Origin of the sequence: Streptomyces sp. NPDC005302, from assembly GCF_040607345.1 — a bacterium.
Classification (GTDB): domain Bacteria; phylum Actinomycetota; class Actinomycetes; order Streptomycetales; family Streptomycetaceae; genus Streptomyces.
On sequence record NZ_JBEXGN010000014.1, the window covers coordinates 147168 to 170676 of the forward strand.

General features: G+C 72.2%; 22 protein-coding genes. 7 read left to right on the forward strand and 15 right to left on the reverse strand.

The features are described from left to right. The first annotated feature begins 161 nt into the window (after positions 1-161). A complete protein-coding gene (locus ABZT74_RS21865; protein ID WP_356437317.1) occupies positions 162-449 on the forward strand; it encodes a putative quinol monooxygenase in 288 nt (95 codons plus the stop codon). 96 nt (positions 450-545) lie between these two features. Here ABZT74_RS21865 and ABZT74_RS21870 read toward each other — a convergent pair whose 3' ends face one another. The 12 genes from ABZT74_RS21870 to ABZT74_RS21925 all read right to left on the reverse strand — a co-directional run bounded on the left by ABZT74_RS21870 (position 546) and on the right by ABZT74_RS21925 (position 11964). After that, positions 546-1568, reverse strand: coding sequence for a methionine synthase II (cobalamin-independent)-like protein (locus tag ABZT74_RS21870; RefSeq protein WP_356437320.1), 1023 nt, complete (start codon positions 1566-1568; stop codon positions 546-548). Between the two features lie 3 nt (positions 1569-1571). Then, complete coding sequence (locus ABZT74_RS21875) at positions 1572-2060, reverse strand: heme-binding protein (RefSeq protein WP_356437323.1); 489 nt, start codon at positions 2058-2060, stop codon at positions 1572-1574. Continuing rightward, entirely contained in the window at positions 2057-2857 is an 801-nt protein-coding gene (locus ABZT74_RS21880; RefSeq protein WP_356437325.1) for an alpha/beta hydrolase, read from the reverse strand. Before ABZT74_RS21880 ends, ABZT74_RS21875 begins: the two co-directional genes overlap by 4 nt. Before the next feature lie 50 nt (positions 2858-2907). Continuing rightward, complete coding sequence (locus ABZT74_RS21885; protein WP_356437328.1) at positions 2908-3279, reverse strand: VOC family protein; 372 nt, start codon at positions 3277-3279, stop codon at positions 2908-2910. Next, positions 3276-4073, reverse strand: a complete 798-nt coding sequence (locus ABZT74_RS21890; RefSeq protein ID WP_355872585.1) for a fumarylacetoacetate hydrolase family protein — start codon at positions 4071-4073, stop codon at positions 3276-3278. Before ABZT74_RS21890 ends, ABZT74_RS21885 begins: the two co-directional genes overlap by 4 nt. Before the next feature lie 5 nt (positions 4074-4078). Beyond that, on the reverse strand, positions 4079-5527 hold the full coding sequence (locus tag ABZT74_RS21895; protein WP_356437331.1) for an NAD-dependent succinate-semialdehyde dehydrogenase: 1449 nt from the start codon (positions 5525-5527) through the stop codon (positions 4079-4081). An 82-nt stretch (positions 5528-5609) separates the two neighbouring features. Next, on the reverse strand, positions 5610-6530 hold the full coding sequence (locus ABZT74_RS21900; protein WP_356437334.1) for a VOC family protein: 921 nt from the start codon (positions 6528-6530) through the stop codon (positions 5610-5612). A gap of 174 nt (positions 6531-6704) precedes the next feature. Then, a complete protein-coding gene (locus ABZT74_RS21905; protein ID WP_356437337.1) occupies positions 6705-7616 on the reverse strand; it encodes a LysR family transcriptional regulator in 912 nt (303 codons plus the stop codon). Positions 7617-7740: 124 nt separating this feature from the next. Further along, positions 7741-8697 carry a sugar ABC transporter substrate-binding protein gene (locus ABZT74_RS21910; protein WP_356437339.1) on the reverse strand — a complete coding sequence of 319 codons (957 nt, stop codon included), beginning with the start codon at positions 8695-8697 and terminating at the stop codon, positions 7741-7743. Between the two features lie 116 nt (positions 8698-8813). Further along, positions 8814-9827 (reverse strand): ABC transporter permease, encoded by a 1014-nt coding sequence (locus ABZT74_RS21915; RefSeq protein WP_356174732.1) that lies wholly within the window; start codon positions 9825-9827, stop codon positions 8814-8816. Then, positions 9824-11362 (reverse strand): sugar ABC transporter ATP-binding protein, encoded by a 1539-nt coding sequence (locus ABZT74_RS21920; protein WP_356437341.1) that lies wholly within the window; start codon positions 11360-11362, stop codon positions 9824-9826. Before ABZT74_RS21920 ends, ABZT74_RS21915 begins: the two co-directional genes overlap by 4 nt. Positions 11363-11400: 38 nt before the next feature. Beyond that, complete coding sequence (locus ABZT74_RS21925; RefSeq protein WP_356174826.1) at positions 11401-11964, reverse strand: carboxymuconolactone decarboxylase family protein; 564 nt, start codon at positions 11962-11964, stop codon at positions 11401-11403. 235 nt (positions 11965-12199) lie between these two features. Between ABZT74_RS21925 and ABZT74_RS21930 the strand changes: the two genes are divergently transcribed. Next, complete coding sequence (locus ABZT74_RS21930; protein WP_355872600.1) at positions 12200-12604, forward strand: cupin domain-containing protein; 405 nt, start codon at positions 12200-12202, stop codon at positions 12602-12604. A 155-nt stretch (positions 12605-12759) separates the two neighbouring features. Next, entirely contained in the window at positions 12760-13194 is a 435-nt protein-coding gene (locus tag ABZT74_RS21935) for a (2Fe-2S) ferredoxin domain-containing protein (protein WP_356174739.1), read from the forward strand. Positions 13195-13510: 316 nt separating this feature from the next. On the opposite strand, the gene fusA is transcribed toward ABZT74_RS21935, so the two are convergent. Continuing rightward, positions 13511-15616 carry an elongation factor G gene (fusA, locus tag ABZT74_RS21940; RefSeq protein WP_356437343.1) on the reverse strand — a complete coding sequence of 702 codons (2106 nt, stop codon included), beginning with the start codon at positions 15614-15616 and terminating at the stop codon, positions 13511-13513. A 589-nt stretch (positions 15617-16205) separates the two neighbouring features. Here fusA and ABZT74_RS21945 point away from each other — a divergent pair. Further along, complete coding sequence (locus tag ABZT74_RS21945; RefSeq protein ID WP_356437345.1) at positions 16206-16961, forward strand: MBL fold metallo-hydrolase; 756 nt, start codon at positions 16206-16208, stop codon at positions 16959-16961. Between the two features lie 63 nt (positions 16962-17024). On the opposite strand, the gene ABZT74_RS21950 is transcribed toward ABZT74_RS21945, so the two are convergent. Next, complete coding sequence (locus ABZT74_RS21950) at positions 17025-17882, reverse strand: GNAT family N-acetyltransferase (protein ID WP_356437347.1); 858 nt, start codon at positions 17880-17882, stop codon at positions 17025-17027. Between the two features lie 332 nt (positions 17883-18214). Next, entirely contained in the window at positions 18215-18970 is a 756-nt protein-coding gene (locus ABZT74_RS21955) for a chaplin (RefSeq protein WP_356437350.1), read from the reverse strand. Between the two features lie 290 nt (positions 18971-19260). Between ABZT74_RS21955 and ABZT74_RS21960 the strand changes: the two genes are divergently transcribed. The 3 genes from ABZT74_RS21960 (at position 19261) to ABZT74_RS21970 (ending at position 23464) form a co-directional block, all read left to right on the forward strand. Further along, positions 19261-20886, forward strand: a complete 1626-nt coding sequence (locus ABZT74_RS21960) for an alpha/beta hydrolase (protein ID WP_356437352.1) — start codon at positions 19261-19263, stop codon at positions 20884-20886. Between the two features lie 318 nt (positions 20887-21204). Continuing rightward, entirely contained in the window at positions 21205-21750 is a 546-nt protein-coding gene (locus ABZT74_RS21965) for a DUF4232 domain-containing protein (RefSeq protein WP_356174757.1), read from the forward strand. 145 nt (positions 21751-21895) lie between these two features. Further along, a complete protein-coding gene (locus ABZT74_RS21970; RefSeq protein ID WP_356437355.1) occupies positions 21896-23464 on the forward strand; it encodes an FMN-binding glutamate synthase family protein in 1569 nt (522 codons plus the stop codon). Positions 23465-23509: the final 45 nt, after the last annotated feature.

Consider the following 23509-nt stretch of genomic DNA (forward strand, 5'->3'; position numbering starts at 1 on the left):
CCGGATGGGACGGCCGTGGGGCCGACACGACAACACACGAGGAGGAGGTGGCCGGACCAGCCCCGCGGCGGCACTCATTGCTTGCGCTCCGCGCGCGCCGCTCATCAGGCCGTTCGTGCTGGAATCGGCGGGTCCGACAGCAGCACGACCAGAGGAGAGACATGGCATTCGCAGTCGTCGCGCACTACCGGTGCGCACCCGCCGACGAGGCGGCCGTGCGCGCCGCTCTGCTGAGGATGCGCGAACTGACGCCCGCCGAGCCCGCGAACCTCGGCTACGAGGTGCACGCCGAGGTGGACCGGCCGGGCTCGTTCGTGCTCTACGAGCGGTACACGGACCGGGCGGGCTTCGAGGCGCACCGGGAGACGGACCACTTCGGGGAGTTCGTCGTGGGATGTGTGCTGCCGCTGCTGACGGAACGCACGGTCACGTTCGCCGAGGTGCTCTGAGCGGTCCGCCGGGCGAACGCGGGAGACGCGGCCCGGCGGACCGGCGTCCGCCGGCCGGGAGAGCGGGACCGCCTCCCGGCCGTGACCGGCCCCGGGTCAGAACTCGTTGCCCCAGCAGTAGCGGGCGAGGGTCTCCACCAGGACCAGTTTGCGCCGCTGGTCGCCGGCGCCGAGCAGCGGCCGGTCCGCCATGTCGGCGAATCCGCGGGAGGGCGCGAGCGCCATGTCCTCGATGTCCTTGACCTCGGCCGCCGCGTCGATGCGGGCCAGCACCGTGTCGATCTCCTCCAGTCGCGCGGTGGTGGCGTCCACGACACCGAGGCAGACGTCCCGGTCCTCGGGCAGCGCCCTCAGCAGGTCGAGTTCGGCCGCCGTCCCCTGGTCGTACGGGAGGATCCAGCGGTCCGCGGGAATCTCGCCGTAGAGCCGCACGACCCGGGCCCGGTCCACCGCGGCCGGCGCCGCCCAGCCGGGGCAGAGGCCGGTGCGCACCCCTTCGGGACGCTCGTCGAGGAGGACGGTCGTCGCGTCCACGGCGAGCGCGTCCTCGAACGACAGGGCTCCGGGAGCGGCCGGATCGGCGGCCACCTGTGCCAGCAGCAGGGGGTTGTTCAGCTGGATGAGCCGTACGCCGCCGGCGACGAGAAGTCCGATCTCGGCGCGGATGATCTCCGCGAGCGCCTCGCCGAGTTCGCGCGCCGAGGCCGGGCCGCCGCCGGCCGCGAGGTTCTCGTCGAAGGTGAGGGCGGCGAGGTAGGCGGGCGAGGGCAGGGACACCTTGGGGGCGATCACCGTGAGCTCGGTGAGCCGGGCGGCCCAGTCGGCCAGCAGCGGCCCGTCGGCCTTGGGCAGGGACTCGGCCACCCAGCGGGGCAGCCCGTCCGGGCCGTCGCCGCTCGCGCGCCGGAATCCCCTGACCGTGCCGAGCACGGCGCCGCGGAAGTCGTCCCGGGGGAAGTCCCCGTCGGTGACCACCGTGGAGCGCACCGAGCGCTGCAGGGCCACGGCTTCCTTCACCGCGTCGCGCAGCGCCTCGGGGTCGTCACCCGGAGCCGGGAGGGTGACGGGCCGGACCAGGCTGCCGTGGTGGTCGATGCGGTAGTTGAACGTGTCCGCCATGGGTCAGTCCTCCTTCTCGATCGTCGCGGCCGCGTCGGTGGCCGCACCCGCGACGCCCCAGGCGGCGAACTCCAGTTCGTAGCCGAGGGAGGCGAGGACGTCGTCGGCGACCTGCTGGTCCTCGTCCGCGGTGCCGCCCGCGATGCCGAGCCCGCCGATGATCTCTCCGTCCCTCTTGATGGTGACGCTTCCCTCGGTGGCCATGATCGGCAGTGCGGCGCCGGGCAGTTGGGAGAGCTGAGCGAAGAAGACCGGCTGGCTCTCCTGCCATTTCTTCAGCATCCTGCCGGGCCGTTGCATGACGGCGGCGGTGTAGGCCTTGGCGCGGGCGATGTCCGGGGTGAGCGGTCGCGCGCCGTCGTCGCGGTGCACGCTGACGACGAAGCCGCCCGCGTCCACCACGGCGACGCTCACCGCCTTCCCGAGCGCCCGGGCCCGTTCGAGGGCCGCGCCGACGAGTTCCTCGGCGGCGTCGAGGGTGAGGCTGCTCATGCTGCTTCCTTCTGTCCGAGGGTGCGGCGCAGGTGCGCGACGGCCTGGTTGTACGGTGCCGGCGTCTCCCAGTACATGGAGTGCGGGGCGTCCGGGACGATCTCCAGCCGGGAGCCGGGGAGCAGTTCGTGGGCACGGGTCACCGTCTTCACGCTGAGCACCGCGTCCTTCTCGCCGAGCAGGAAGGCCACCGGGACGCCGGAGTCCTCGATGTCCCGCAGGGTGGGTCCGTCGGTGTCGAGGTTGCGCAGGTCGGCCATCCTGGCGACGTTGAAGGTGCCCATCTGCTGGAAGAGGAAGGTGCGGTCGGGCCGCTCCTCCTGGAAGCGCCGGGTCAGCAGCCGGTCGATGACGGGCAGCTTGACGGCCTCGGCGCGGTCGGCGGCGGCGAGTTCGCGCAGTTCGGGGTGGTCGATGCCGCCGAGGGAGTGACCGAGGACGACGGACCCCACCCGGTCGGGGCGGAGCAGTCCGGCGCGCAGGGCGGCGACCGAGCCGACGGACTGGCCGACCAGCATCACGTCGGTGAGGTCCTCGGCGTCCAGTACGGCGAGCAGGTCGCCCGGAAAGTCCTGGCCGTCGAACTCCGGCCTGGCCGCGTGGGGGAAGAGCGGGGTGCCGGACTTCCCGAAGCCGCGCAGGTCCATCGTGACGACCGTGAACTCGTCGCGCAGGGCGGCCACTTGTTGCCACCAGGCGGCGTGGTTGCCGCCGCTGCCGTGCACGAAGAGGATGGCCGGTCCGCTGCCGTGGCGCTCGTAGTAGATGGGGGTGCCGTCGGAGTCGGCGAGGGGCATGGGAGGGGACTCCTAGCGATGCGGTGGAATGAACTCCGTGGGGCCGAACTTCAGTTGGGGCGGCGGCCGTGGAAGACCAGCTCGATCATGGTGTGGTCGGGGTCGTGGATGTAGCAGAACTTGGACTGGTTCTCGGGGCGTTCCACCGGCCGGGTGTGCCGGATGCCCAGCTCCTTCAGATGCGCGAGGAACTCGTCCCAGTCGTCGACCTCGACGGCGAAGTGGTAGGGCGCCATGCGCTCCATCTCCTCGACCGGGGTGAAGTGGAGGTCGAAGTTGCCCCGGGTCATGAGCACGACCCGGGTGTTGGATTTGGGCATGATGCGATTCATCCCGAAGACCTTCGTGTACCACTCGGCGGTCCGGTCGGGGTCGGTGGTGGGGAAGTTGACGTGGTGGATGTAGAGGGGTGTCTTGCTCATACGGGATTCCCTTCCGGGTGTACGGGGTTGGAGAGCACGCCGATGCCGCTGATCTCGATGTCCACGGTGTCCCCGGGCTCGATCTGGCAGGCCGATTCGGCTCCCATCCACAGCACGTCACCGGGGTGCATGGTGATGTGGCGGGTGATCGCGACGATGTGGTCGAAGGGGTCGAAGACCATGTCGCCGGTGGGGAACGCGGCCCGGACCTCGCCGTTGACGCGGAGCGTGGTCGTCTGCGCCAGGGCGTCGACGTCGGTCTCCACCCAGGGGCCCATCGGCTTGAAGGTGTCGCTGTTCTTGCTGCGCCAGAACGTCCGGTCCTCGTGCTGCCAGGTGCGGGCGCTGACGTCGTTGCCGATCGTCCAGCCGAACACGCCCGCTCGGGCCTCCTCGTAGCCGGCGTTGCGCAGTGTGCGGCCGATGACCGCGACGAGTTCCGGTTCGGCCTCGAACCGTCCGGTCACGTCCGCGGGGCGGACGATGGGCGAACCGTGGCCCGTCAGCGCGTTGTTGGCCCGGTAGCCGACCTCGGGGCGGGCCGGGGTGGCGGCGCCGGCGTGCGCGATGTGCCGGGGGTAGTTCATGCCGACGGCGTAGAAGACCGGCGGGACCACGGCCGGCAGCCAGACGGCGGTGTCACGGGGCACGCTGCCGATGACGGTGGGGCAGGCGCCGCCTCGTGGCCCGCGTCGGGCCGCTTCGAGGGGCGACGCGGAGAGCAGCTCGATGTCCCGCTCCCCCACACGCCCCCAGACGGCTCGTCCGCCGACCGACACCCGGGTGTACCGCACGGCGCTCAGCCCGCCAGCAGATGGGAGACGCGCTTGGTGACCAGGTAGGCGTCCAGGGCCTCGGGTCCGCCCTCCCTGCCGTAGCCGCTCTCCTTGACGCCGCCCGAGGGGGCTTCGCTGACGGAGCCGCCGCAGTGGTTGACGGAGAGGATGCCCGCCTCCAGTTCGCGGACCAGGCGCTCCGCGGTGGCCGCGGACTCGGTGAAGGCGTAGGCGGCGAGACCGTAGGGCAGTTCGTTCGCGGTGCGCAGCGCGGCGTCGAGTTCGTGGAAGGCGGTGATGGGGGCGAGCGGCCCGAAGGGCTCCTCGCGCATCAGGTCCGCGTCGGCCGGTACGTCGGTGAGGACGGTCGGCGCGAAGAACCAGCCCGGCCGGTCGAGACGGCGGCCTCCGGTACGCAGGGTGGCGCCGCGGCGCACTGCGTCCTCGGTGAGGCGTTCCACGGCCAGCAGCCTGCGCTCGTTGGCGAGCGGTCCCATGGTGGTGCCCTCGGCCAGGCCGTCGCCGACGACGACCGCTTCGGCCGCCTTGACGAACTCGGCGGTGAAGGTGTCGACGAGGCTGTCGTGGACGAGGAAGCGGCTCGGTGAGGTGCACACCTGGCCGGCGTTGGCGAACTTGGCCTGGGCGGCGCGCCGGGCCGCCCGGACCGGGTCGGCGTCCGCGCAGACGATCACGGGGGCGTGGCCGCCCAGTTCCATCAGGGACGGCTTCATGACCTGTCCCGCCGCCGCGGCCAGCAGCTTGCCCACGGGGACCGAGCCGGTGAAGGCGACGAGCCGGATGACCGGGGAGGCGATGAGGTGGGCGGAGACCTCCGCCGGTTCGCCGAACACGAGGTTGAGGACACCGGCAGGCAGTCCCGCGTCCACGAAACAGCCGACCAGGGCGGCCGCCGTGGCGGGGGTCTCCTCGGACGCCTTGATGACGATGGAGCAGCCGGCGGAGAGCGCCGAGGAGATCTTCCGCATCGGTCCGCCGGCCGGGAAGTTCCAGGGCACGAACGCGGCGACGGGGCCGACCGGTTCACGGCGTACGGAGAGCAGGGTGCCGGGTGCGGAGGGGATGATGCGGCCGTAGGCGCGGCGGGCGTCGTCGGCGTGCCAGCGCAGGGTGTCGGCGACGCGGCGGGCCTCGCCGGCGGCTTCGGCGAGCGGCTTGCCCTGTTCCAGGCTCATGACGCGGCCGATCTCGGCCGCCCGTCGGGTGAGCAGGTCCGCGGCGGTGTGCAGGACGGCGGTGCGCCGGGCGACGGGGGTGTCGCGCCAGGCGAGGAATCCGGTGGCGGCGGCGTCGAGCGCGCGGTCCAGGTCGGCGGTGGTGGCGAGGGGTACGGCGCCGATCACCTTCTCGGTGGCGGGGTTGACGACGGGGGCGGTACGTCCGGTGCCGCCCGCGCACCACTCGCCCGCTATGTGCATGCGGACGGCGGGATAGCGGTGGTCGGTGGTCATGGGTGGGTGCCCTCTCAGGCCGGCGAACGAGGCGAAGGGGACCCGCGTCCGGAGGGGCGCGGGGTGGCGATGCGGCGCGTGGTCAGGACGCGGGGGCGTCCTGCTGGTCCCGGTTGGTGCGCAGGGCCCAGATGTGGTGCGGCGGAGTGCTCTCGTGGACGCGGGTCTCGTAGGAGTCGTCGACCCGGTCCATGTCGGCGGCGTACTCGACGCGTCCGCCGCAGGGCGCGTGCAGGAAGCGGAAGACGTTGGAGCCGACGGTGTGCCGGCCGAGCCTGCGGGCCTCGCGCCAGCCCTGGTCGATCATGTGGTTGCCGCCTTCGACGACGTCGTCGAAGCCGGGGACCTCGTAGGCGACGTGGTTGACGCCCGCCTTGTCGGGGCGGTGGCAGAGCAGCATGGTGTGCTGGTCGTCGTCGCCCGGTGCCTGAAGGAAGACGCCCATGGGCTCGACGATGTCGGTCGGCCGGAAGCCGAGGCGTTCGACGTAGAACGCGACGGCCTCCCCCCGGCCGGCCTTCGGGATGTTGAGGGCCACGTGGCACATGCGCAGCGGGCGTACGCGGGTGATCGGTGTGAGCCCGGTGTTCCAGCGGTTCACGTCGCCGAGGGTGTTGGCGGGGCGCGGGGTGACGTCGGCGGGCCGGGGCGCGGCCAGGGTGAGGCCGGTGCCGAAGCCCGTCTCGTCCACGGTGTGGAACACGCCGGCGGCGTCCTCTCGGACCGTGCGGTCGCGGCCGGCCGCCGCCACGAGGCGCTCCAGCTCCGGTGGGGTGTCGACGCCCCACACCACCTGCCGGAGGGTCGGGCCGGGCTCCACCGGCGGCGGGAGCGGCGGGCCGGGTTCGGTGTCCAGACGGAGTGTCTGCCCGGTACGGGTCTCGAACACCGCGTGCTCGTCGGTCCGCTCCAGCGGGAGGAGCCCGAAGTCGTCGAAGAACCGGACGCAGGTGTCGAGTTCGTCGATGGCGTAGGTGACCGATTCGATTCTCTGGATTCCCATGGGTTCCTCGTTTCGCGGGTCGCCCGGTGAGCGTAGGTTTCGGGCGGCGGCGTCCTCAACGGTCCGGGCTCGACGGAATGCGCAATCGTTTCTTGCGGTCTTGGGGTGCCCGTGGGACCGTCCCGGACCTGCCCGAACGGGGCGTCCGCTTCAGGGAGTTCCGATCGGCGGGCCTCAGGGCCGGATCACCGGGATGGGGTTCTGGGCGAACCAGGTGGTGAGGAAGTCCAGGAACACGCTCACCTTGCGCGGGGTGCCCTGTCCCGGCCCGTAGATCGCGTACAACGGCCTTTCGGGCACCGCGAGTTGGGGAAGCAACACCCTGAGGGCGCCGGAGATGAGGTCGTCGTACGCCGGCCGTTGCGGGAGCAGGGCGATCCCCCGGCCGTGCACGGCGGCCTTCTGCAGGGCGATGTAGGAGTTGGACGAGAAGGCCACGTTGCGGATCTTGTGCAGGGTGGAGGCGTGGCCGTGGCCGATGCGCCAGACCGGGTCGTTGACGTGTACGAGGCACTCGTGGGCGGCGATGCCGTTCGGCTCGGTGAGGGGGCCGTTGCGGTCGAGGTACTCCTCCGCCGCGCACAGCACGAAGGGCAGCGAGGCGATCTTCTTGAGCCGGACGCTGGAGTCCCTCAGGTCCCGGGTGTGGAAGGCGACGTCGAATCCGCTGTCGAGGAAGTCGTAGGTGCGGTCCGACATCCCGCCGAGTTCGAAGCGGACCTGGATCCTGGGGTGGGACGCGGAGAACGCGGCTATCGCGTCGCCGAGGTCCAGGCTGCCGATCCACTTCGGACAGATGATGCTGAGGGTGCCCTCCGCCCGGTCGTGCAGCTGGGCGATCCCGGCATCCTCGGCCTCGATCTCGTCCAGGATGCGGGCCGCGAACTCGGCGTACCGCTGGCCCGGTTCGGTGAGGCTGACCGAGCGGGCCGTGCGGTTGACGAGCCGGACACCCACCTGCCGCTCCAGTTCGGCGACGTGCCGCGACACCAGGGAGCCGGAGGAACCCAGCTTCTTGGCGGCACCGCTGAAGCTGCCGACCTGCGCGACCGTGACGAAGCTGTGCATGAGGAGCAAGCGGTCCATGTTTCCTCCGGAGGCCCACGGCTGCCGGGGGCGGGCCCCGGCGGCGGTGCCGGTCGTTCGAGTGTGCGGGCGTCCATCCGTGCGTCGTCACAGGAATGTCCCGAGAGCGCGGTCAGAGGGTGTTCTACGAGGTGGGGCAGTACTGCGGGGCCTTGGTCAGGTTGTCCTTGGTGACCAAGAGAAGAGGAATGTTGGCAATCTTGTCAACCTTTTCTTTGCCCAGCAGTCCGACGGTGTCCTCGACCGCCGTCTGCCCGATGACCATGGCCGAGTTGGCCACGGTCGCGGAGAAACGGCCGTCCTTCACGGCGGCCAGTCCCTCGTCGGTGCCGTTGACGGTCACGATCCTGACGTCCTTGGCACCGGCCGCGTCGAAGGCCTTGCGGACGGCGAAGCCCATCTCCTCGTTGGCGACGAAGGCGTAGTCCAGGTCGGGGTGGGCCTGGATCATGTTCTCGGCGACTTCCTGGGCCTTGACGGGGTTGAACATGCCGGGCTGGTTGGCCACCACCTTCGCGGTGGCGGGGAGTTCCTTGGTGAAACCGCCGACGAGCAGGTCGGAGGCGGCGCCGGGTGCGCCCGCGACCACACCGACCTTCACGTCCTTGCCCGCGGCGTCGGTCCTGATCCAGTCCGCGTCGAGGGAGCCGACCTTCTTCAGGTCGACGACCGCCGCGCCCAGGATGTCGTCGGCGTCGTCGGTGGCGACCGAGGTCAGGTAGATCGGGACGCCCGCCGCCTTGGCCTTGGCTATGTCGCCCTTGAGCGCGTCGACGTTGACCGTCTGCACGATCAGCGCGCTCACGTTGCGGGAGATCATGTCCTCGATGTTGGACAGCTCGGTCCCGGAGTTCTGGTGGGAGTTGGCCGTGTAGACCTTCGCTCCCTCCTTCTTGGCGGTCTGTTCCACGGCCTTCTGCAGACAGGTGTGGAACGCGGTGTCGGCACCGTTGACGAAGCCGATGGCGATGTCGCCGGACTGCGTACCGGCATTGTCGTCGCCTCCACAGCCGCTGAGCACCAGGGTGGTGCCGGCGACCGCGGCGAACAGGGCGTGGCGGGAACGGGCGGACAGTCTCATGAGGGAACGCCTTTCGTGACCGGCGAAGGGCAGGGGGAATCGCCTGCCCTCGGCCGAGGGAGGTGAACGAGGTGGAGACGGCGGGACGACGGGGCGGCGGGGAGGGCGGACCGGTGTCAGTTCCGTGCGGAGCGTGCCTTGTGGAACTCGTTGGCGACGGCCGCGACGAGCAGCACACCGCCGACCGAGACCTGCTGGTAATTGCTGGACACCTGAAGGAGGTTGAGGGCGTTGGCCACCACTCCGAGGAGCACGACGCCGAGCGCGGTCCCGATCACGGTGCCGTGACCGCCGGCCAGCGAGGTGCCGCCGATGACGACCGCCGCGACGGCGGTGAGCTGGAGGGAGAGGCCGCCCGTGCCGGGGCTGCTGGAGCCGAGGCGGGACAGCAGCATCAGGCCCGCGAGGCCGGACAGGGCTCCGGTGACGCCGTACAGCGTGAGCTTGCGCGCGGTGACGTTGATCCCGCTGAGCCGGGCGACGTGTTCGTTGCCGCCGATGGCGTAGGCGTCGCGGCCGAAGACCGTGAATCGCAGGACGAGGGCCGTCGCCAGCAGGACGAGGACGGCCAGGATCAGCAGGTAGGGAATGCCGAGGATCTTGTCGTTCCCGAGGGAGAACATCCGGGTGCCGATGGAGACACTCACGCTGTTGAGCACCAGGAGCGCGACGCCGTCGAGGAGCGTGGCGGTCGCCAGCGTGGCGACGAACGGGGCGACGTTCGTGAACGTGACGACCAGCCCGTTGACGAGGCCGATAGCGGTCGCGAGCAGGATCGAGGCGACGACCGTGAAGGCGGTGGAGTGGCCGTGCGACAGCAGCTGCGCGCCGAGGGCCGTGGTGACGGAGACGTTGCTGCCCATGGAGAAGTCCATGCCGCCCGCCGTCATGAGCAGCGTGAGACCGGCCGCGATCACGGCGGTGACGCTCACCTGGCGCAGGATGTTGATGACGTTCGTGTCGGTGGCGAAGGCGTCGGTCCGCAGTGCGGTGGCCACGACCACGACGAGGAGGACGGCCACCAGTCCGGTGTGCGGTGCGCGACGCAGCGTGCCGAGCGGACCGCCGGGCCGCTCGCGGTCCTGCGGGCCGGAGACGTCCTGGGCATCCGGAAGTGTCTTGACGCTCACTGGGGTTGACCTCCGAGTGCGGTGGCGACGAGTTCGTCGCGGGTGATGGCGGTGATCTCGTGTTCGGCGACGGTGCGGCCGCCCCTGACCACGATCACCCGGTCGGCGAGGCGCATGACCTCCTCCGCGGACGAGGAGGCGAGCAGCACCGCGACGCCACGCGAGGCGAGTTCGTCGACCAGCGTGTGGATGTCGGCCATGGCCGCGATGTCCACGCCGTTCGTGGGGTCTTCGAGGAAGCAGGCGACCGGATCGGTCTGCAGCCACTTGGCGAGCAGCACCTTCTGCTGGTTGCCGCCGGACAGGGCACCGACCGGCGGGTTCCCCGCGAGGGAGACCACTCCGTAGTTGCGTCGCAACGGCCCGGCGCGGCGCGCGAGTTCGGTACGGCGGTGCAGTCGTCGGCGGGCCAGGCGGTCCCCGGCGAGCATCAGGTTCTCGTCCAGGGTCATCCCGGGGACCAGGCCGAGGGCGCGGCGGTCACCGGTGACGCAGCGCAGTCCGCCGGCGAGCGAGGCACGCACCCGGCCGAACGGCACCGGGGCTCCGTCGACGAGGAGTTCACCGCTGTCGGGACGGCGGCGGCCGGAGAGCAGGTCGAAGAGCCGGGACTGGGCGTCGCCCGCCGGTCCGAGGACGGCGACGATCTCCCCTTTGCGGACCTCCAGGTCGAGGTCCCGGACGGCCCGGCCGTCGCGCAGACCGCGCAGCGCGAGCCCGGTCTCGTCCTGGGGGGCGGGGCGTTCGGACCGCCGCGAGACGACGTCCCGGCCGACCATGCCGCGTACCAGCTGTTCCGGGTCGAGTTCGCGGGCCGGAGCGGTGCGCACGACGGCTCCGTCCCGCAGCACGGTGAGGCGGTCCGCGACGGCCAGCACCTCGTCGATGTAGTGCGAGATGTAGACGACGGCGACACCCTCGTCCCGGAGCGTGCGGACCAGGGCCCGGATCCGTCCGGCGGCCTCCGCGCTCAGACAGGCGGTCGGTTCGTCGAGGATCAGGATCCGGCCGCCGCGCCGGACCTCGCGGGCCACCTCCACCATGGTCTGCTCGGCGACGGTCAGGGAGCCGGCGGTCCGCTCCACGTCGATGTCGATGCCGAGGTCCGAAAGGGTCTGCCGCGCCGCGGACTTGAGGGTCTTCCAGCGCACGGTGCCGCGCCGGGTGGGCAGGTCCCCGAGCAGGACGTTCTCGGCGACGGAGAGTCCCATCGCCAGTTCACGGCGCTGGGGGACGGAGGCGATGCCGAGCCGCCTGGCCCGGCGCACGGTCAGCCCGTGCTGGGTCCGTCCGTCCACCTCGATGGTCCCGCTGTCCGCCTGGTGGACCCCGGAGAGGATCTGCACGAGGGTCGACTTGCCCGCTCCGTTCATGCCCATCAGGGCGTGGATCTCACCGGGGTACAGGTCGAGGTCGACGTCCGTGAGCGCGGCGGCACCGCCGAAGGTCTTGGTGACGCCGCGCACGCGCAGGACGGGCGGGTGCCCTGATCCGGCTCCGTCGGGCGTGGTGGCGGCCGGGTCCTCCGGTGTCACGGGGGCGCCTCCCTGCCCGTCCCGGTCGGTGAGCGCTGTCACGGCCGCGGTCCGGCGTCGTCGGGGTCGATCCGCCCGTAGCCGCGGATGTCGGGGAAGGGGGGCTCGCGGTCCGCCTGGAGGTCCACCTGGAAGGTGTTCAGGCACATCCCGAGCATGGTGAAGTTGCCGAGCGCGCCGATCGTGTCGACCAGGCCCTTGGGACCGAAGTGGCCGAGCGCGCGGGCGAAGGTCTCGTCGGAGACGAAGTGTTCGTCGAGGATCTCCCGGCAGAACTGGTAGAACGCCTGGTCGGCCGGGTCGTCGAAGAGCGCCTCGCGCCGCTCGGCGACGGCCTTCACCGCCGCCTCGGGGATGCCGGCCTCGATCGCCTGGTGAACGTGCGCGTTCCAGGAGTACTGCGCGTCCCAGTTCCGCGCGGCCATCAACAGGCTGAGTTCGCGCAGGTGGTGCGGAAGGCCGCAGTCGAATCGGGCGAAGGCGCCGAGCGATTCGGCGCGCTCGCACATCTCCGGGCTGTGCAGCCAGACCCGGAAGGGGCCACGGACGGCGCCGCGCCGCCCGGCGATGCGGGCGGCCAGTTCCCGCTGGCGCGGATCCATGTCCTCATCGGTCAGAACGGGGAGCCTCATGTGGCTGCTACCTGCCTTTTCTTTCCGGCGTGTTTCCGGCACGTACGGGGATGCCGTGCGATGCCAGCCGACGGTACAGCCGGGCGCGGGAAGCTCACCCTTCCCGGAGCGCAAGGTAAAACTGCACGCCGGAGGGCACCCGTTGACCGGCGTGCGACCTAACGTCGGTCGTCGCTGAGCAGCCCCCGCGAGAGGAAGACTCCGGATGACCACGATCATCAAGACCGCGTCCGTGCCCCTGCTCGACCGGGGCGGTGCCGTCGTGACGACCCCCTTGGTCACCACGCGGTCGGCGGGCGGGGAGAACCGGATCACGAGCGGCATGAGCGTGTATCCGGCCGGCTCCGGGGCGCCGTTGCACTCGCACAACTGCGACGAGCACGTGACGATCCTCGACGGCGAGGCGGAGGTGGTGGTCGACGGGGAGGTCACCCGGCTGGAGCGGTTCGACACCACGTACGTCCCCTCCCCCGTACCTCATCTCTTCAGGAACGTCGGGGCCGGTCCGCTGCGCATCCTGTGGGTGTACTCGTCGGGCCATGTGACCCGCACGTTCACCGAGACCGGCCGGACCGTCGAACACCTCTCGGACGAGGACCGGATGGGCTGAGCGCCCCGCACCCGGACCCGGTCCGGTGAGCAGCGGAAACGTCTCGTACGGTGGCTGTCGGCGGCCTCGGGCGACACGTCCGGACGGCCGCCGGTCCCGCCCGCGAGCGATCACGGGCGGGACCGTTCGCTCCCTCTCGCGAAAGGCCTCCCCTCGTGCCGGTCGACTCTCCGCGCGGACTCCCTCGTACGGTGGCGGTCGGTGCCGCCCGCTCGCGGCCGTGCACCCTCGTCGTCTGCCGGGGGTGCTGCTGTGGCGACGCCCGCAAGTTCCCGGACATCGACCACGCCCGGCAGCTCGCCCGGCTGCGGGCCGGAGCGGAGGAGTCCGGCGGGCGGTTCATCGTCCGGACGACGGACTGCCTCGGTCCCTGCGACCAGGCGAACGTGGTCGTGGTGCAACCCTCGTCGGCGGGACGGCGCGGCGGCGGTCGCCCGACCTGGGTGGGTTTCGCCACGGACGACGGCTGTACGGACGACCTGCTGGCCTGGGCAGCCGCGGGCGGGCCCGGAACGGCCGAGCCGCCGGCCGCGCTGGAGCTGCAGTTCGTCAGTCCACCACGCGCCGGGCGAACCCGCGGACGGCGCTGAAACGGATGCCCGTCCGCGGTCGCGCGACCGGGTCGACCGGACGCGCGACTCCTGAGCAACTCTCCTTTCAGGCACAACGGTTGACGCGGAATGGACAGGTGCGAGCTACGCGGGACGTCGCGCCCGGCGGCTCCATCGGCACCGGCGGGGAGTCCCGTTCGACAACTCCTCTGCCGTGAGCGCCTGATGGGCGCCACCGGGCCAACTCGACGCCCATGACGTCCGAAGGGGCGTCGGCGGTACAACTCCACCGCCGTTCAGCGCCGTTCCGTCCCCTCGGGCGGAGGCGTCGCCGGAGCGACACCCCCGCCTTCACTCACCGGGCCGCGGCCCCCGTCGAAGGCGCCGGACTCGGGGCCGGTGCGAGACCCGTGGGCCGGGTCGTGAAGACACCCCGGCCCTGGGTCCGGCTGCGCAACCGGGTCGCGTAGCCGAAGAGTTCGGCCAGCGGCACGGTGGCGGTGAGGACCGCCGCACCTCCGCGGGTGAGCGAACCCGTGACCCGGCCGCGCCGCGCCGCGAGGTCGCCGAGCACCCCGCCGACCGCGTCCTCGGGCACGGTGACCGTGACCTCGACGACCGGTTCGAGCAACTGCATCGCACAGGCGCGCAGCGCCGCGCGGAGCCCGAGCCGTCCCGCCGTGCGGAACGCCATCTCCGACGAGTCCTTGGCGTGGGTCGCCCCGTCGGTCAGCGTGACGCGCAGTCCGGTCACCGGGTGACCGCCGAGGGGACCCTCGGCGAGCGCGTCCCGGCAGCCGGCCTCCACGGCGCGGACGTACTCCTGCGGCACCCGTCCGCCGACCACGGCCGAACGGAACACGAAGCCCGCCGCGCCCCCTTCGGCGCTGTCCGGGGTGCTGGTCCCGAGCGGCTCGACATCGAGCACGACGTGGGCGAACTGCCCCGCGCCGCCGTCCTGTTTGACGTGCCGGTACACCAGACCGGACACCCCGCGGGCCACGGTCTCCCGGTAGGAGACACGAGGCCGCCCGACGACGACATCCAGCCCGTGGGCACGCCGGACCTTCTCCACCGCGACCTCCAGATGCAGCTCTCCCATACCGGACAGCAGTGTCTGACCGGTTTCCGCGTCGGTGCGGACGACCAGCGAGGGGTCCTCCTCGGCCAGCCGCGTCAGGGCCGACACCAGACGGCCGGTCTCGGTGTTCCTGCGCGCCTCGACCGCCACCGAGACCACGGGATCCGCGACGACGGGCGGTTCGAGGAGGAGCGGCGCCGCCGGGTCGCAGAGCGTCGCGCCGGCACGGGCGGACTTCGGCCCGATCACCGCGACGATGTCACCGGCCACGGCGCGCTCCAGTTCCGCGTAGCGGTCGGCGCGGACCCTCAGGATCCGTCCGACCCGCTCGGTGCGCCCCGTGCCCACGTCCGTCACCGCCTGCCCCTTCTCCACCGTGCCCGCGTACACCCGCAGGTACGTCATCCGTCCGGTCGCCGTGGCGTTCACCTTGAACACCAGCCCGGCGAACGGGGCTTCGGGGTCCGCCGCCCGTTCCTGTTCCGCCCCGCCGTGCGTGCCCCGTACGGCGGGCACGTCGAGCGGCGAGGGCAGATACGCCACCACCGCTTCCAGCAGGGGTTCGATCCCCCGGTTGCGGTAGGCCGAGCCGCACAGGACGACGACACCCTCGCCGGTCCGGGTCAGGTCGCGCAGGGCGGCGGCCAGGGTCTCCGCGGAGACCGTGGACCGGGTGCAGAACTCCTCCAGGGCCCCTGGGTGGAGGTCGGCCACCGCCTCCTCGAGGAGCCGGCGGCGTCGGTGCGCCTCCTCGGTCAGCGCCTCCGGCACCGGCCCCTCCTCGGCCGACTCGGTGCCGTCGGCCCACACGTGGGCGCGCATCCGCAGCAGGTCCACCACTCCGGTGAAGGCGTCCTCGGTGCCGATCGGCAACTGGACGACCAGGGGCGCCGGATGGAGCCGTTCGCGGATCGACGCGACCGCCGTGTCGAGGTCGGCTCCGGCTCGGTCCAGCTTGTTCACGAAGGCGATCCTCGGAACCCCGTGCCGATCGGCCCGCCGCCACACCGACTCGCTCTGCGGCTCCACGCCGGCGACGGCGTCGAACACCGCGACGGCGCCGTCGAGGACGCGCAGCGAGCGCTCCACCTCGTCGGAGAAGTCGACGTGGCCGGGGGTGTCGATCAGGTTGATCCGGTGGCCGTCCCAGGCGCAGCTGACGGCCGCGGCGAAGATGGTGATGCCGCGGTCGCGTTCCTGGGGGTCGAAGTCGGTGACGGTGGTGCCGTCGTGGACCTCGCCGCGTTTGTGGGTGGTCCCGGTGGCATAGAGGATCCGTTCGGTGACGGTGGTCTTGCCGGCGTCGACGTGGGCGAGGATGCCCAGGTTGCGGACGGCGGTCAGGGAGTCGGTGAGGTGTCGGTGCAGCTGGGTACGCACGGCCCTTGGCCTTTCGGACGATCCGGAGCGGGTCGGCGCGATTCCCGTACGACATGCCTGCGGACAGGCGGTTGAGGGTCTCCGGCCGGCAGGAGCGGGGCGACCGGGCGTGCGGTCACCGCCGTGCGGGCGGAGGTCAGAAAGTCGTCACGGGCATCCGGTTCCGGCCGCGCGGCCGGTTCCGGGCTCCCGGAGACACGAGGATCACCTCGAACTGTGACCGGGGAACGACGACAGCGGTGCGGTAACGCATGGCCCGTCTCCCCTCGTCGGTCACGACACGCGGCGCCGGATCGGCGGCGCGTGATTCCGTGGCGAGTGTAGGGAGTCGGGAGGCCCGGGCGCATCACCATTTCCCGGCCGGGCCCGCCCCAGCCCGGCACCGGATCCGGACCACGGCCCCGGCGCACCTCCGGCCGTGCCGCACCGTCGTCACCGGCCTCGGGCGTGCCGCCTCAAGTGGGCCGCACAGGGGGCTCGTTCAAGCTCGGCCGGTCGGGCCGGGTCCGCTCGCCTCCGGGGCCTCGCGATACGTTCGACCTGGCCCGGCCCGCCGGTCGGGCGGCACGTCGTCAACATCGGGGTCGGGATGGTCATGGGCGAGGAAGCGATCGTCGAGGCAGCCGCCGGAGTTCATCTGGTGCACGGCAGCGACACGAACTGGGTGGTGTTGAGCGAGGGCGAGTCGGTCACCCTGATCGACACGGGGTACCCCGGCGACCGCCAGGAGCTGCTGGCGTCGCTGGCGGCCCTCGGTCACCGGCCCGAGGCGGTGACCGCCGTCCTCATCACGCACGCGCACACCGACCACCTCGGTTCCGCCGAGTTCCTGAGCGGTGCGTTCGGAACACCCGTGCTGCTGCACGAGGACGAAGTGCCGCACGCGCGACGGGAGTTCCTCCACCAGGTGGGTATCGGCGAGGTGATGCTGCAGGCGTGGCGGCCCGGCGTGCTGCCCTGGGCGGTGCGCGCGCTGCGCTCCGGCGGGAAGGCGGACGTCCGCATGGCGAAGCCGGAGGCTTTCAGCGGAACGGGGCCGCTCGATCTGCCCGGCCGCCCCGTTCCGGTGCACACGCCCGGACACACGCCCGGCCACTGCGTCTACCACCTGCCGGACGTGGGTGTCCTGATCTCCGGCGACGCGCTGGTCAGCGGCCATCCGACGTCGCGGACCCGGGGCCCGCAACTGCTGCCGGCGATGTTCGACACCGAACGCGCCGGCGCGCTCGACTCGCTGCGGCACATCGAGCGCCTGGACGCCGACGTGCTGCTGCCGGGGCACGGGACCGTGCACCGCGGCCCGGTCGGCGAGGCGGCCCGGCGCGCGCGGGAACTCGCCGGCTGACCTTCGTCGGCCGGCGAGGCCGGGTTCCGCCAAGGGCTGCCGGGGTCCGTTCCGAGCGGGTCGTCAGCCGAGTTCCAGCGTGGTGACGCCGTGGACGCGTTCCGCCGCGAAGGGCCGGACCGGGCCGGTGTACATACGGGCCGTCTCGAACGAGGGGGCGAGGCCGAGCTTCTCGACGAGCGCGACGGCCGGGGCGTTGGTCTCGGGCACGTCGATGGCGAGGGCCCTGCCGTCGGCGTCGGCGGCCAGCGCGGCGAAGAGGGCCCGGGCGTCGTCGGCGGTGTCCGCGAACAGGGGCCCGACGCGCAGCCCCTCACGTGCCGGACGGAGCACCGCGTAGCCGGCCGGCCGGCTGTCGTCGGCGTGCCGTACGAAGGTGCGGTGGCCGGGTGTGGTCAGCCAGGACGCCAGGAACGCCGGCCGGTCGGCGGGGGTGCACGCCGCGTCGTACGCGACGATGGCCGCGTGGTCGCCGGGCCCGGCCCGTCGTACTCCCGACGGTTCCTCGCCGGGCTGCACCACTCCGCCGAACCGGACGGTGCGGTGGGCGAGTTCGAACCCGGACTTGCGGTAGTTGTCCTGCTGCGCGACCACTCCGTCGAGGCCCACGGTGCGGCCGCCCGCATGGGCGAGGGCGGCCTTCCAGGTGGCGAGGCCGTAGCCGTGACCGCGCAGATCGGGGCGTACGAGGTAGCAGCCCAGGAAGGCGTAGTCCGCGCCGTGGTTGACCACCGAGATGGCCGAGACCGGCTCCCCGTCGACCCGCCCGACGAAGAACCCCTCGGGGTCCTGGGCGAAGAAACTCGCGCTGTCGGACAGCCCCGGATTCCACCCCTCGTCCGCCGCCCAGCCGGTGACCACCGTCCAGTCGGCGGGCGAGGCCTGGGCGACGACGAGGCCGTCGGGTCCGGGAGGGGTCATGGAGTCGCTCCAATGCGTGGGGGTCACGGAGTGCGCCCGCCGGACGCACGCGCAGCATCCTTGCCGATCTCCGTGCCGACGGCGGCGACGAGGGCCTCGCACGGGGCGGGATTCGGCCATCCCGCCGGACGTCCCGCACGGCGCGGCCAGGACGGTGGAGCGGCACCCGGCCGAGAACACGGACCGGGACAGGGGACGCCCGAGGACAAGCCGAGGACAAGCCGGGGACAAGCCGGGGACAAGCCGGGGACAAGAGGGAGCAGGAGTGGGGACAAGAGGAAGGCCCCGCCGGTCTTGCGTCCGGTGGGGCCTCCTGTGCGTGATCGCCCGGGTCAGCGCACCGCGGCGGGGCGGAACCGGCGGAACATGACCGCGCCGCCCAGCAGCATGGCCGCGCTCGCCGCGATGGCGGGCAGCGTCCCGTCCGCACCGGTGTGGGCGAGGGTGGCCTCGGAGCCACCCATCGTCCGCAGCTCGCCCGGCACGGTGGCCGCGGGGTGCTCGGGGTGTTCGACGGGCGGGGCGACGGACGGCCTCGGAGCCGGGTTCACGGGCCGCGAGGGCTCGGGCCGCTCGCCCGAGGTGTTCGTGGACTCGTTCCCCACGGAGGCGTTGCCGAGGCCGACCACCGTCACGGAGTTGCCACTCACGTTGACGGGGAGGTGCACCGGCAGCTGCAGACCGTTGCCGGAGAGCAGGCCCGGCGAGCCCTCCGCGCTGCCGTGGGCGACCGCGCCGCCCCCGTTGTCTCCGACGGCCCCACCCGGGTGACGCCCGCCGGCGTCACCCTGCGCGACCGGTGGGACGCTCCGCCGGCCGCCGGAGGAGCGGGTCGCGGCCCCGCCGCCGCTCTCGTTGGCACAACGGTTGCCGGCGTCCGGGTTGAGCAGGCCGACGACGTTCACCGTGTTCCCGCACACGTTCACCGGAACGTGGACCGGGAGCTGGACGGTGTTGCCGGAGATCACCCCGGGCGATCCCGCCGAGGTGCTGTCCGCGGCCGAGTCGGCGTGGGCCGGCATGGTCGCGGCCAGCGCGCCCGAGGCGGCGGCCGCGGCGATCAAACCATTTCGGGTCACCCGTTTCATAGGTTCACTGCCTTCCAGACAAGGTCACGGGCACTCACCCGCACTGCCTAAAACGCACAAGACCCATCCGAGTTATGGCTAAACGGTCTTTCACCCCATCGAGCGTCAGACATATCGAACTGCCACAGTGACCCGTCCGGGCGACAGGGGTCACGCAGAGTAGGGCACGCCGAGCGGTCCCGCGCGCCCGGCGGGCCGGACGAGTCCGCCCGGAGGCGTGCCTCCACGGCCGCGCCTATCGTGATCCGGGGGGTACGCCGGTCCACCGCAGGGCGACCCTGGAGGCTTGCATGCTGTCCATGCACCAACGCTGCGCGGTCGTGGGAACCGCGACCGCGACGCTGACGCTGCTGGCGGCGGGTCTGCCGACGACGGCGACCGCCGAGGATCCCGGCCTGTCCCGGTTCTACCGACAGAAGGTCACCTGGGCGGCCTGCGACGGCGAGGGCATGCCCAAGGATCTGCAGTGCGGCAAGGTCACCGTGCCCCTCGACTACGCGAAGCCGGACGGCGGCACACTGGACCTGGCCCTGGCCCGCTACCGGGCGACGGGCTCCTCGCGTGGCTCGGTCCTGCTGAACTTCGGCGGGCCCGGCGGCGCCGGCATCCCCCAACTCGCCCTGGGTGGCAAGGAGTTCATGGGTCTGACCAACGGCTACGACGTGGTGACGTTCGACCCGCGCGGGGTCGGCCGGTCCTCGCCGGTGAGCTGCGGCGAGGGGGTCGACGACATATCCCAGGCAACGGACGACAGCGCGGAGGGCACCGACAGCGCGTCGGTGCGGTCGGCGCTCAAGGCGGTGAAGAAGGCCGCCGAGGAGTGCGCCCAGCACTCGGGTGCCGTCCTCCCCCACATCGGCACGGTCAACGCCTCCCGGGACATGGACGTCATGCGGCAGGCCCTGGGCGACAAGAAGCTCAACTACCTCGGCTTCTCCTACGGAACCCGGCTCGGCGCGGTGTACGCGGCCCAGTTCCCCAAGAAGACGGGCCGGATGGTGCTCGACGGCGTCGACACCCTCACCGAGCCGATCGCCGAGCAGGGACTGACCGGCGCCGAGGGCCAGCAGACGGCGCTCGACGACTTCATCACCTGGTGCGCGCAGAACATGGCCTGCCCCTTCGGACAGGACGCCCGCACCGCCCGTGAGCAGGTGGTCCAGCTCGTCGACTCGCTCGACGACGAGCCCGTGCCGTCGGACTACGGCCAGGAGTTCTCCGGGCAGGACCTGGTGGGGTCGATCAGCCAGGCCCTGTACAGCAAGGAGATGTGGCCCTCTCTCGAACAGGCACTGAGCCTGCTCGTCCAGGACGGCGACACGCACGGACTCACCCAGCTCTCCGGCGGTGCCTCGCTGCCCGACGTGTCCGCTCCCGTCCGGGAGAAGGACGGCCACCGGGAGAAGGCCTGGGACAAGCAGGACAAGCAGAAGCACGGCGGACTCGTGGACGAGGAGGAAGTCCCGCTCGACAACCTCCCGGCAGCCCTGATGGCGATCAACTGCGCCGACGACCCCGACCGTCCCAGCGCCGACGAGATCACCCGCGACATGGGCAAGCTGCGCGCGGCCTACGAGGAGGCGTCCCCGGTCTTCGGGCAGTACCGGCTCACCCAGGTGCTGATGTGCTACGGCCGGGCCAGGGGCACCGACTACATCCGCGACGACGTCCGCGATCTGAACACCTCGAAGGTGCTGCTCGTCGGCACCCGCGGGGACCCGGCGACCCCGTACCGGTGGACGGAGGAGACCGCCAAGCGGCTCGGCTCCGCGGCGGTCGTCCTCGACAACAAGGGCGAGGGACACACCGGATACGCGTCCTCGAAGTGCGTGCACCGGAAGGTCAACGACTACCTGCTGTACGGCTCGCTGCCGGACAGCGGCAGCTCCTGCGGCCCGGAGGACACGGACGACTGACGCCCGACGGCTGCCCACGGGCAGCGCCGGTCCCGTGCGGCCCCGTGCCCGGCCGCCGCACCCCCGAACGGCCCAAGCGCCACCTCCGGACTTCGCTACCGCCCCGACTCGGACGCCGGTCGGGGCGGTAGGGCGGCAGAGCACGGACACGGGGCCAGAACGCGGACACGCACGCGGACAAGTCGGGTACAACCTCTCGTACCCGCCGAAGGTCACACTGGGCAGGCACCGGCCTGACCGGCCCGCCGACCGACCGGCGGGCCGCACCCGCACCCGCACCCGCACCCGCACGTGACCACAGCAGGGGGAACACCACCGATGCGTATCCGACCCGTTCTCGCCGTACCCACCGTCGCCGCCGCGCTGCTCCTCGCGGCCTCCGCGAGTACCGCGGTGGCCGCGCCGTCCGGTCCGGCCGACGGCCCGTCCTCGCGGGCCGCCGCGCCCGCGAAGTGCACCGCGAACGCCCTCCGCCTGCGGGCGGAGCGGTCGTCGGACCCGCGGGTCCTGCACGTCCGCGTGACCAACCGGTCGGCCCGCGCCTGCACGGTCGACCGCATCCCCACCGTCACCTTCGGCGACCTCGACGGTGCCGCCCTGCCGAGGCCCGCCGGGGAGAGCGGTCCGTACCGGCTCACCGCGGGCCGGACCGCGTACGCGTCCGTGCTGACGATCGCCGACCGGGCCGATCCGCAGGCCCGCCGGGTCCGTTCGGTCACCGTCTCGGCCGACCCGTCGCTCGCCGGCCGGTCCTTCACGGCGCGTGAGCTGGGCGCCGGCGCCACCGTCCGGGTGTGGGAGCCCGTGACGACGTGGTGGAAGCCGTCCGCGGCCGCCGCCGACAGGGCACTCGGGCTCCGCTGACCCGACCTGCCGAGCGTGCGCAGACGTCCGCGCACGGCGGAAACACGAGCCCGTTCGTGGCCGTCGGCCGTGGCACCCGTGCGATCGGCGGGCGTCCCGGTCGGCGGCTTTCGCCCCCATGGGTTTGACTCGGGGGGTGCGCCGGATGATCTCTCTGCTGCTCGTCGCCCTCGGTGCGGCCGGGGCGCTGCTCCTGGTGGGCGCCGTCTCGGCGTGGTGGTGGTGCGCGGCCGGTCCGCTGCTGGCACTGACCGCGCTCGGCGGCTGGGACCTGGCGCAGCGCCGTCACTCCGTGCTGCGCAACTATCCGCTGCTCGGCCATCTGCGCTTCCTCCTGGAGGCGCTGCGCCCCGAGCTCCAGCAGTACTTCGTCGAGCGCAACTTCGACGGGCGGCCCTTCGACCGCGAGGTCCGCACCATCGTGTACGAGCGGGCCAAGGGGGCCGAGGCCGAGGAGCCGTTCGGCACGGAGCGTGACGTGTACGAGGACGGCTACGAGTTCCTGGAGCCGTCGATGCGCCCGGTCGAGGTGCCCGAGGAGCCGCCCGTCGTCCGGGTCGGCGGCCCGGACTGCACGCAGCCCTACGACATGGCCCTGCTCAACGTCTCCGCGATGAGCTTCGGTGCCCTCTCGGCCAACGCCATCCTGGCCCTCAACAGGGGTGCGGCGCTGGGGGGTTTCGCGCACGACACCGGCGAGGGCGGTCTGTCGGACCACCATCTGCGGGGTGGCGGCGACCTCGTCTGGGAGATCGGCACCGGATACTTCGGGTGCCGTACCGCCGAAGGAGACTTCGAGGCACGGGAGTTCGCGGACAAGGCCGCGCTGCCCGAGGTGAAGTGTGTGTCGCTGAAGCTCTCCCAGGGCGCGAAGCCGGGGATCGGCGGCGTGCTGCCCGGGGTGAAGGTGAACGCGGAGATCGCGCGGGCGCGGGGTGTCCCCGAGGGCGGGACCGTGGTGTCGCCGCCGTACCACCGGGTCTTCTCGACGCCTCGTGAGCTGGTGCGGTTCATCGCGCGGATGCGGGAGCTGGCAGGGGGCAAGCCGACCGGGTTCAAGCTCTGCGTCGGTTCGCGACGTCAGTTCCTGGCCGTCTGCAAGGCGATGCTCGCCGAGGGGGTGACGCCCGACTTCATCGTCGTGGACGGTTCGGAGGGCGGCACGGGGGCGGCCCCCCTGGAGTTCGCCGACAACATCGGCACGCCGCTGACCGAGGGGCTGATCACGGTGCACAACGCGCTGGTCGGCACGGGGCTGCGCGACCGGATCCGGATCGGCGCGAGCGGCAAGGTCGCGACCGGCTCGGACATCGTCAAGCGTCTGCTCCAGGGCGCCGACTACACGAACGCGGCCCGCGCGATGATGTTCGCGGTCGGCTGCCTCCAGGCTCAGCGGTGCCACACCAACACCTGTCCCGTCGGTGTCGCGACCCAGGACCCGCGCCGGGTCCGCGCACTGGACGTGGCCGACAAGTCCGAGCGGGTGCACCGCTACCAGCGCGCCACCGTGCGCAGCGCGAGCCAGATCATGGCCGCGATGGGCGTACGCGACCCGGGCGAGCTCACCCCCCACCGCCTGCTGCGCCGCATCGGACCGACGACCGTACGGAGCTACGCGGAGCTGTACGATTGGCTGCCGCCCGGGGCGCTCCTGGCCGAGCCTCCGCTGTCCTGGGACGCGGACTGGACGGCCGCCGACCCGGACAGCTTCTGACCGCGGACGGCGCCGACCGGCGACCGGTACGGGACGAGCGACAAC

What these genes read in the sequence shown, in the direction of transcription:
- ABZT74_RS21960 (WP_356437352.1), top strand. Translation starts at nt 19,261, where the DNA reads ATGCTGTCCATGCACCAACGCTGCGCGGTCGTGGGAACCGCGACCGCG.
- ABZT74_RS21905 (WP_356437337.1), bottom strand. Translation starts at nt 7,616, where the DNA reads ATGGACCGCTTGCTCCTCATGCACAGCTTCGTCACGGTCGCGCAGGTC.
- ABZT74_RS21875 (WP_356437323.1), bottom strand. Translation starts at nt 2,060, where the DNA reads ATGAGCAGCCTCACCCTCGACGCCGCCGAGGAACTCGTCGGCGCGGCC.
- ABZT74_RS21885 (WP_356437328.1), bottom strand. Translation starts at nt 3,279, where the DNA reads ATGAGCAAGACACCCCTCTACATCCACCACGTCAACTTCCCCACCACC.
- ABZT74_RS21955 (WP_356437350.1), bottom strand. Translation starts at nt 18,970, where the DNA reads ATGAAACGGGTGACCCGAAATGGTTTGATCGCCGCGGCCGCCGCCTCG.
- ABZT74_RS21895 (WP_356437331.1), bottom strand. Translation starts at nt 5,527, where the DNA reads ATGACCACCGACCACCGCTATCCCGCCGTCCGCATGCACATAGCGGGC.
- ABZT74_RS21945 (WP_356437345.1), top strand. Translation starts at nt 16,206, where the DNA reads ATGGTCATGGGCGAGGAAGCGATCGTCGAGGCAGCCGCCGGAGTTCAT.
- ABZT74_RS21925 (WP_356174826.1), bottom strand. Translation starts at nt 11,964, where the DNA reads ATGGATCCGCGCCAGCGGGAACTGGCCGCCCGCATCGCCGGGCGGCGC.
- ABZT74_RS21880 (WP_356437325.1), bottom strand. Translation starts at nt 2,857, where the DNA reads ATGCCCCTCGCCGACTCCGACGGCACCCCCATCTACTACGAGCGCCAC.
- ABZT74_RS21910 (WP_356437339.1), bottom strand. Translation starts at nt 8,697, where the DNA reads ATGAGACTGTCCGCCCGTTCCCGCCACGCCCTGTTCGCCGCGGTCGCC.
- ABZT74_RS21870 (WP_356437320.1), bottom strand. Translation starts at nt 1,568, where the DNA reads ATGGCGGACACGTTCAACTACCGCATCGACCACCACGGCAGCCTGGTC.
- ABZT74_RS21930 (WP_355872600.1), top strand. Translation starts at nt 12,200, where the DNA reads ATGACCACGATCATCAAGACCGCGTCCGTGCCCCTGCTCGACCGGGGC.
- ABZT74_RS21950 (WP_356437347.1), bottom strand. Translation starts at nt 17,882, where the DNA reads ATGACCCCTCCCGGACCCGACGGCCTCGTCGTCGCCCAGGCCTCGCCC.
- ABZT74_RS21865 (WP_356437317.1), top strand. Translation starts at nt 162, where the DNA reads ATGGCATTCGCAGTCGTCGCGCACTACCGGTGCGCACCCGCCGACGAG.
- ABZT74_RS21970 (WP_356437355.1), top strand. Translation starts at nt 21,896, where the DNA reads ATGATCTCTCTGCTGCTCGTCGCCCTCGGTGCGGCCGGGGCGCTGCTC.
- ABZT74_RS21965 (WP_356174757.1), top strand. Translation starts at nt 21,205, where the DNA reads ATGCGTATCCGACCCGTTCTCGCCGTACCCACCGTCGCCGCCGCGCTG.
- ABZT74_RS21900 (WP_356437334.1), bottom strand. Translation starts at nt 6,530, where the DNA reads ATGGGAATCCAGAGAATCGAATCGGTCACCTACGCCATCGACGAACTC.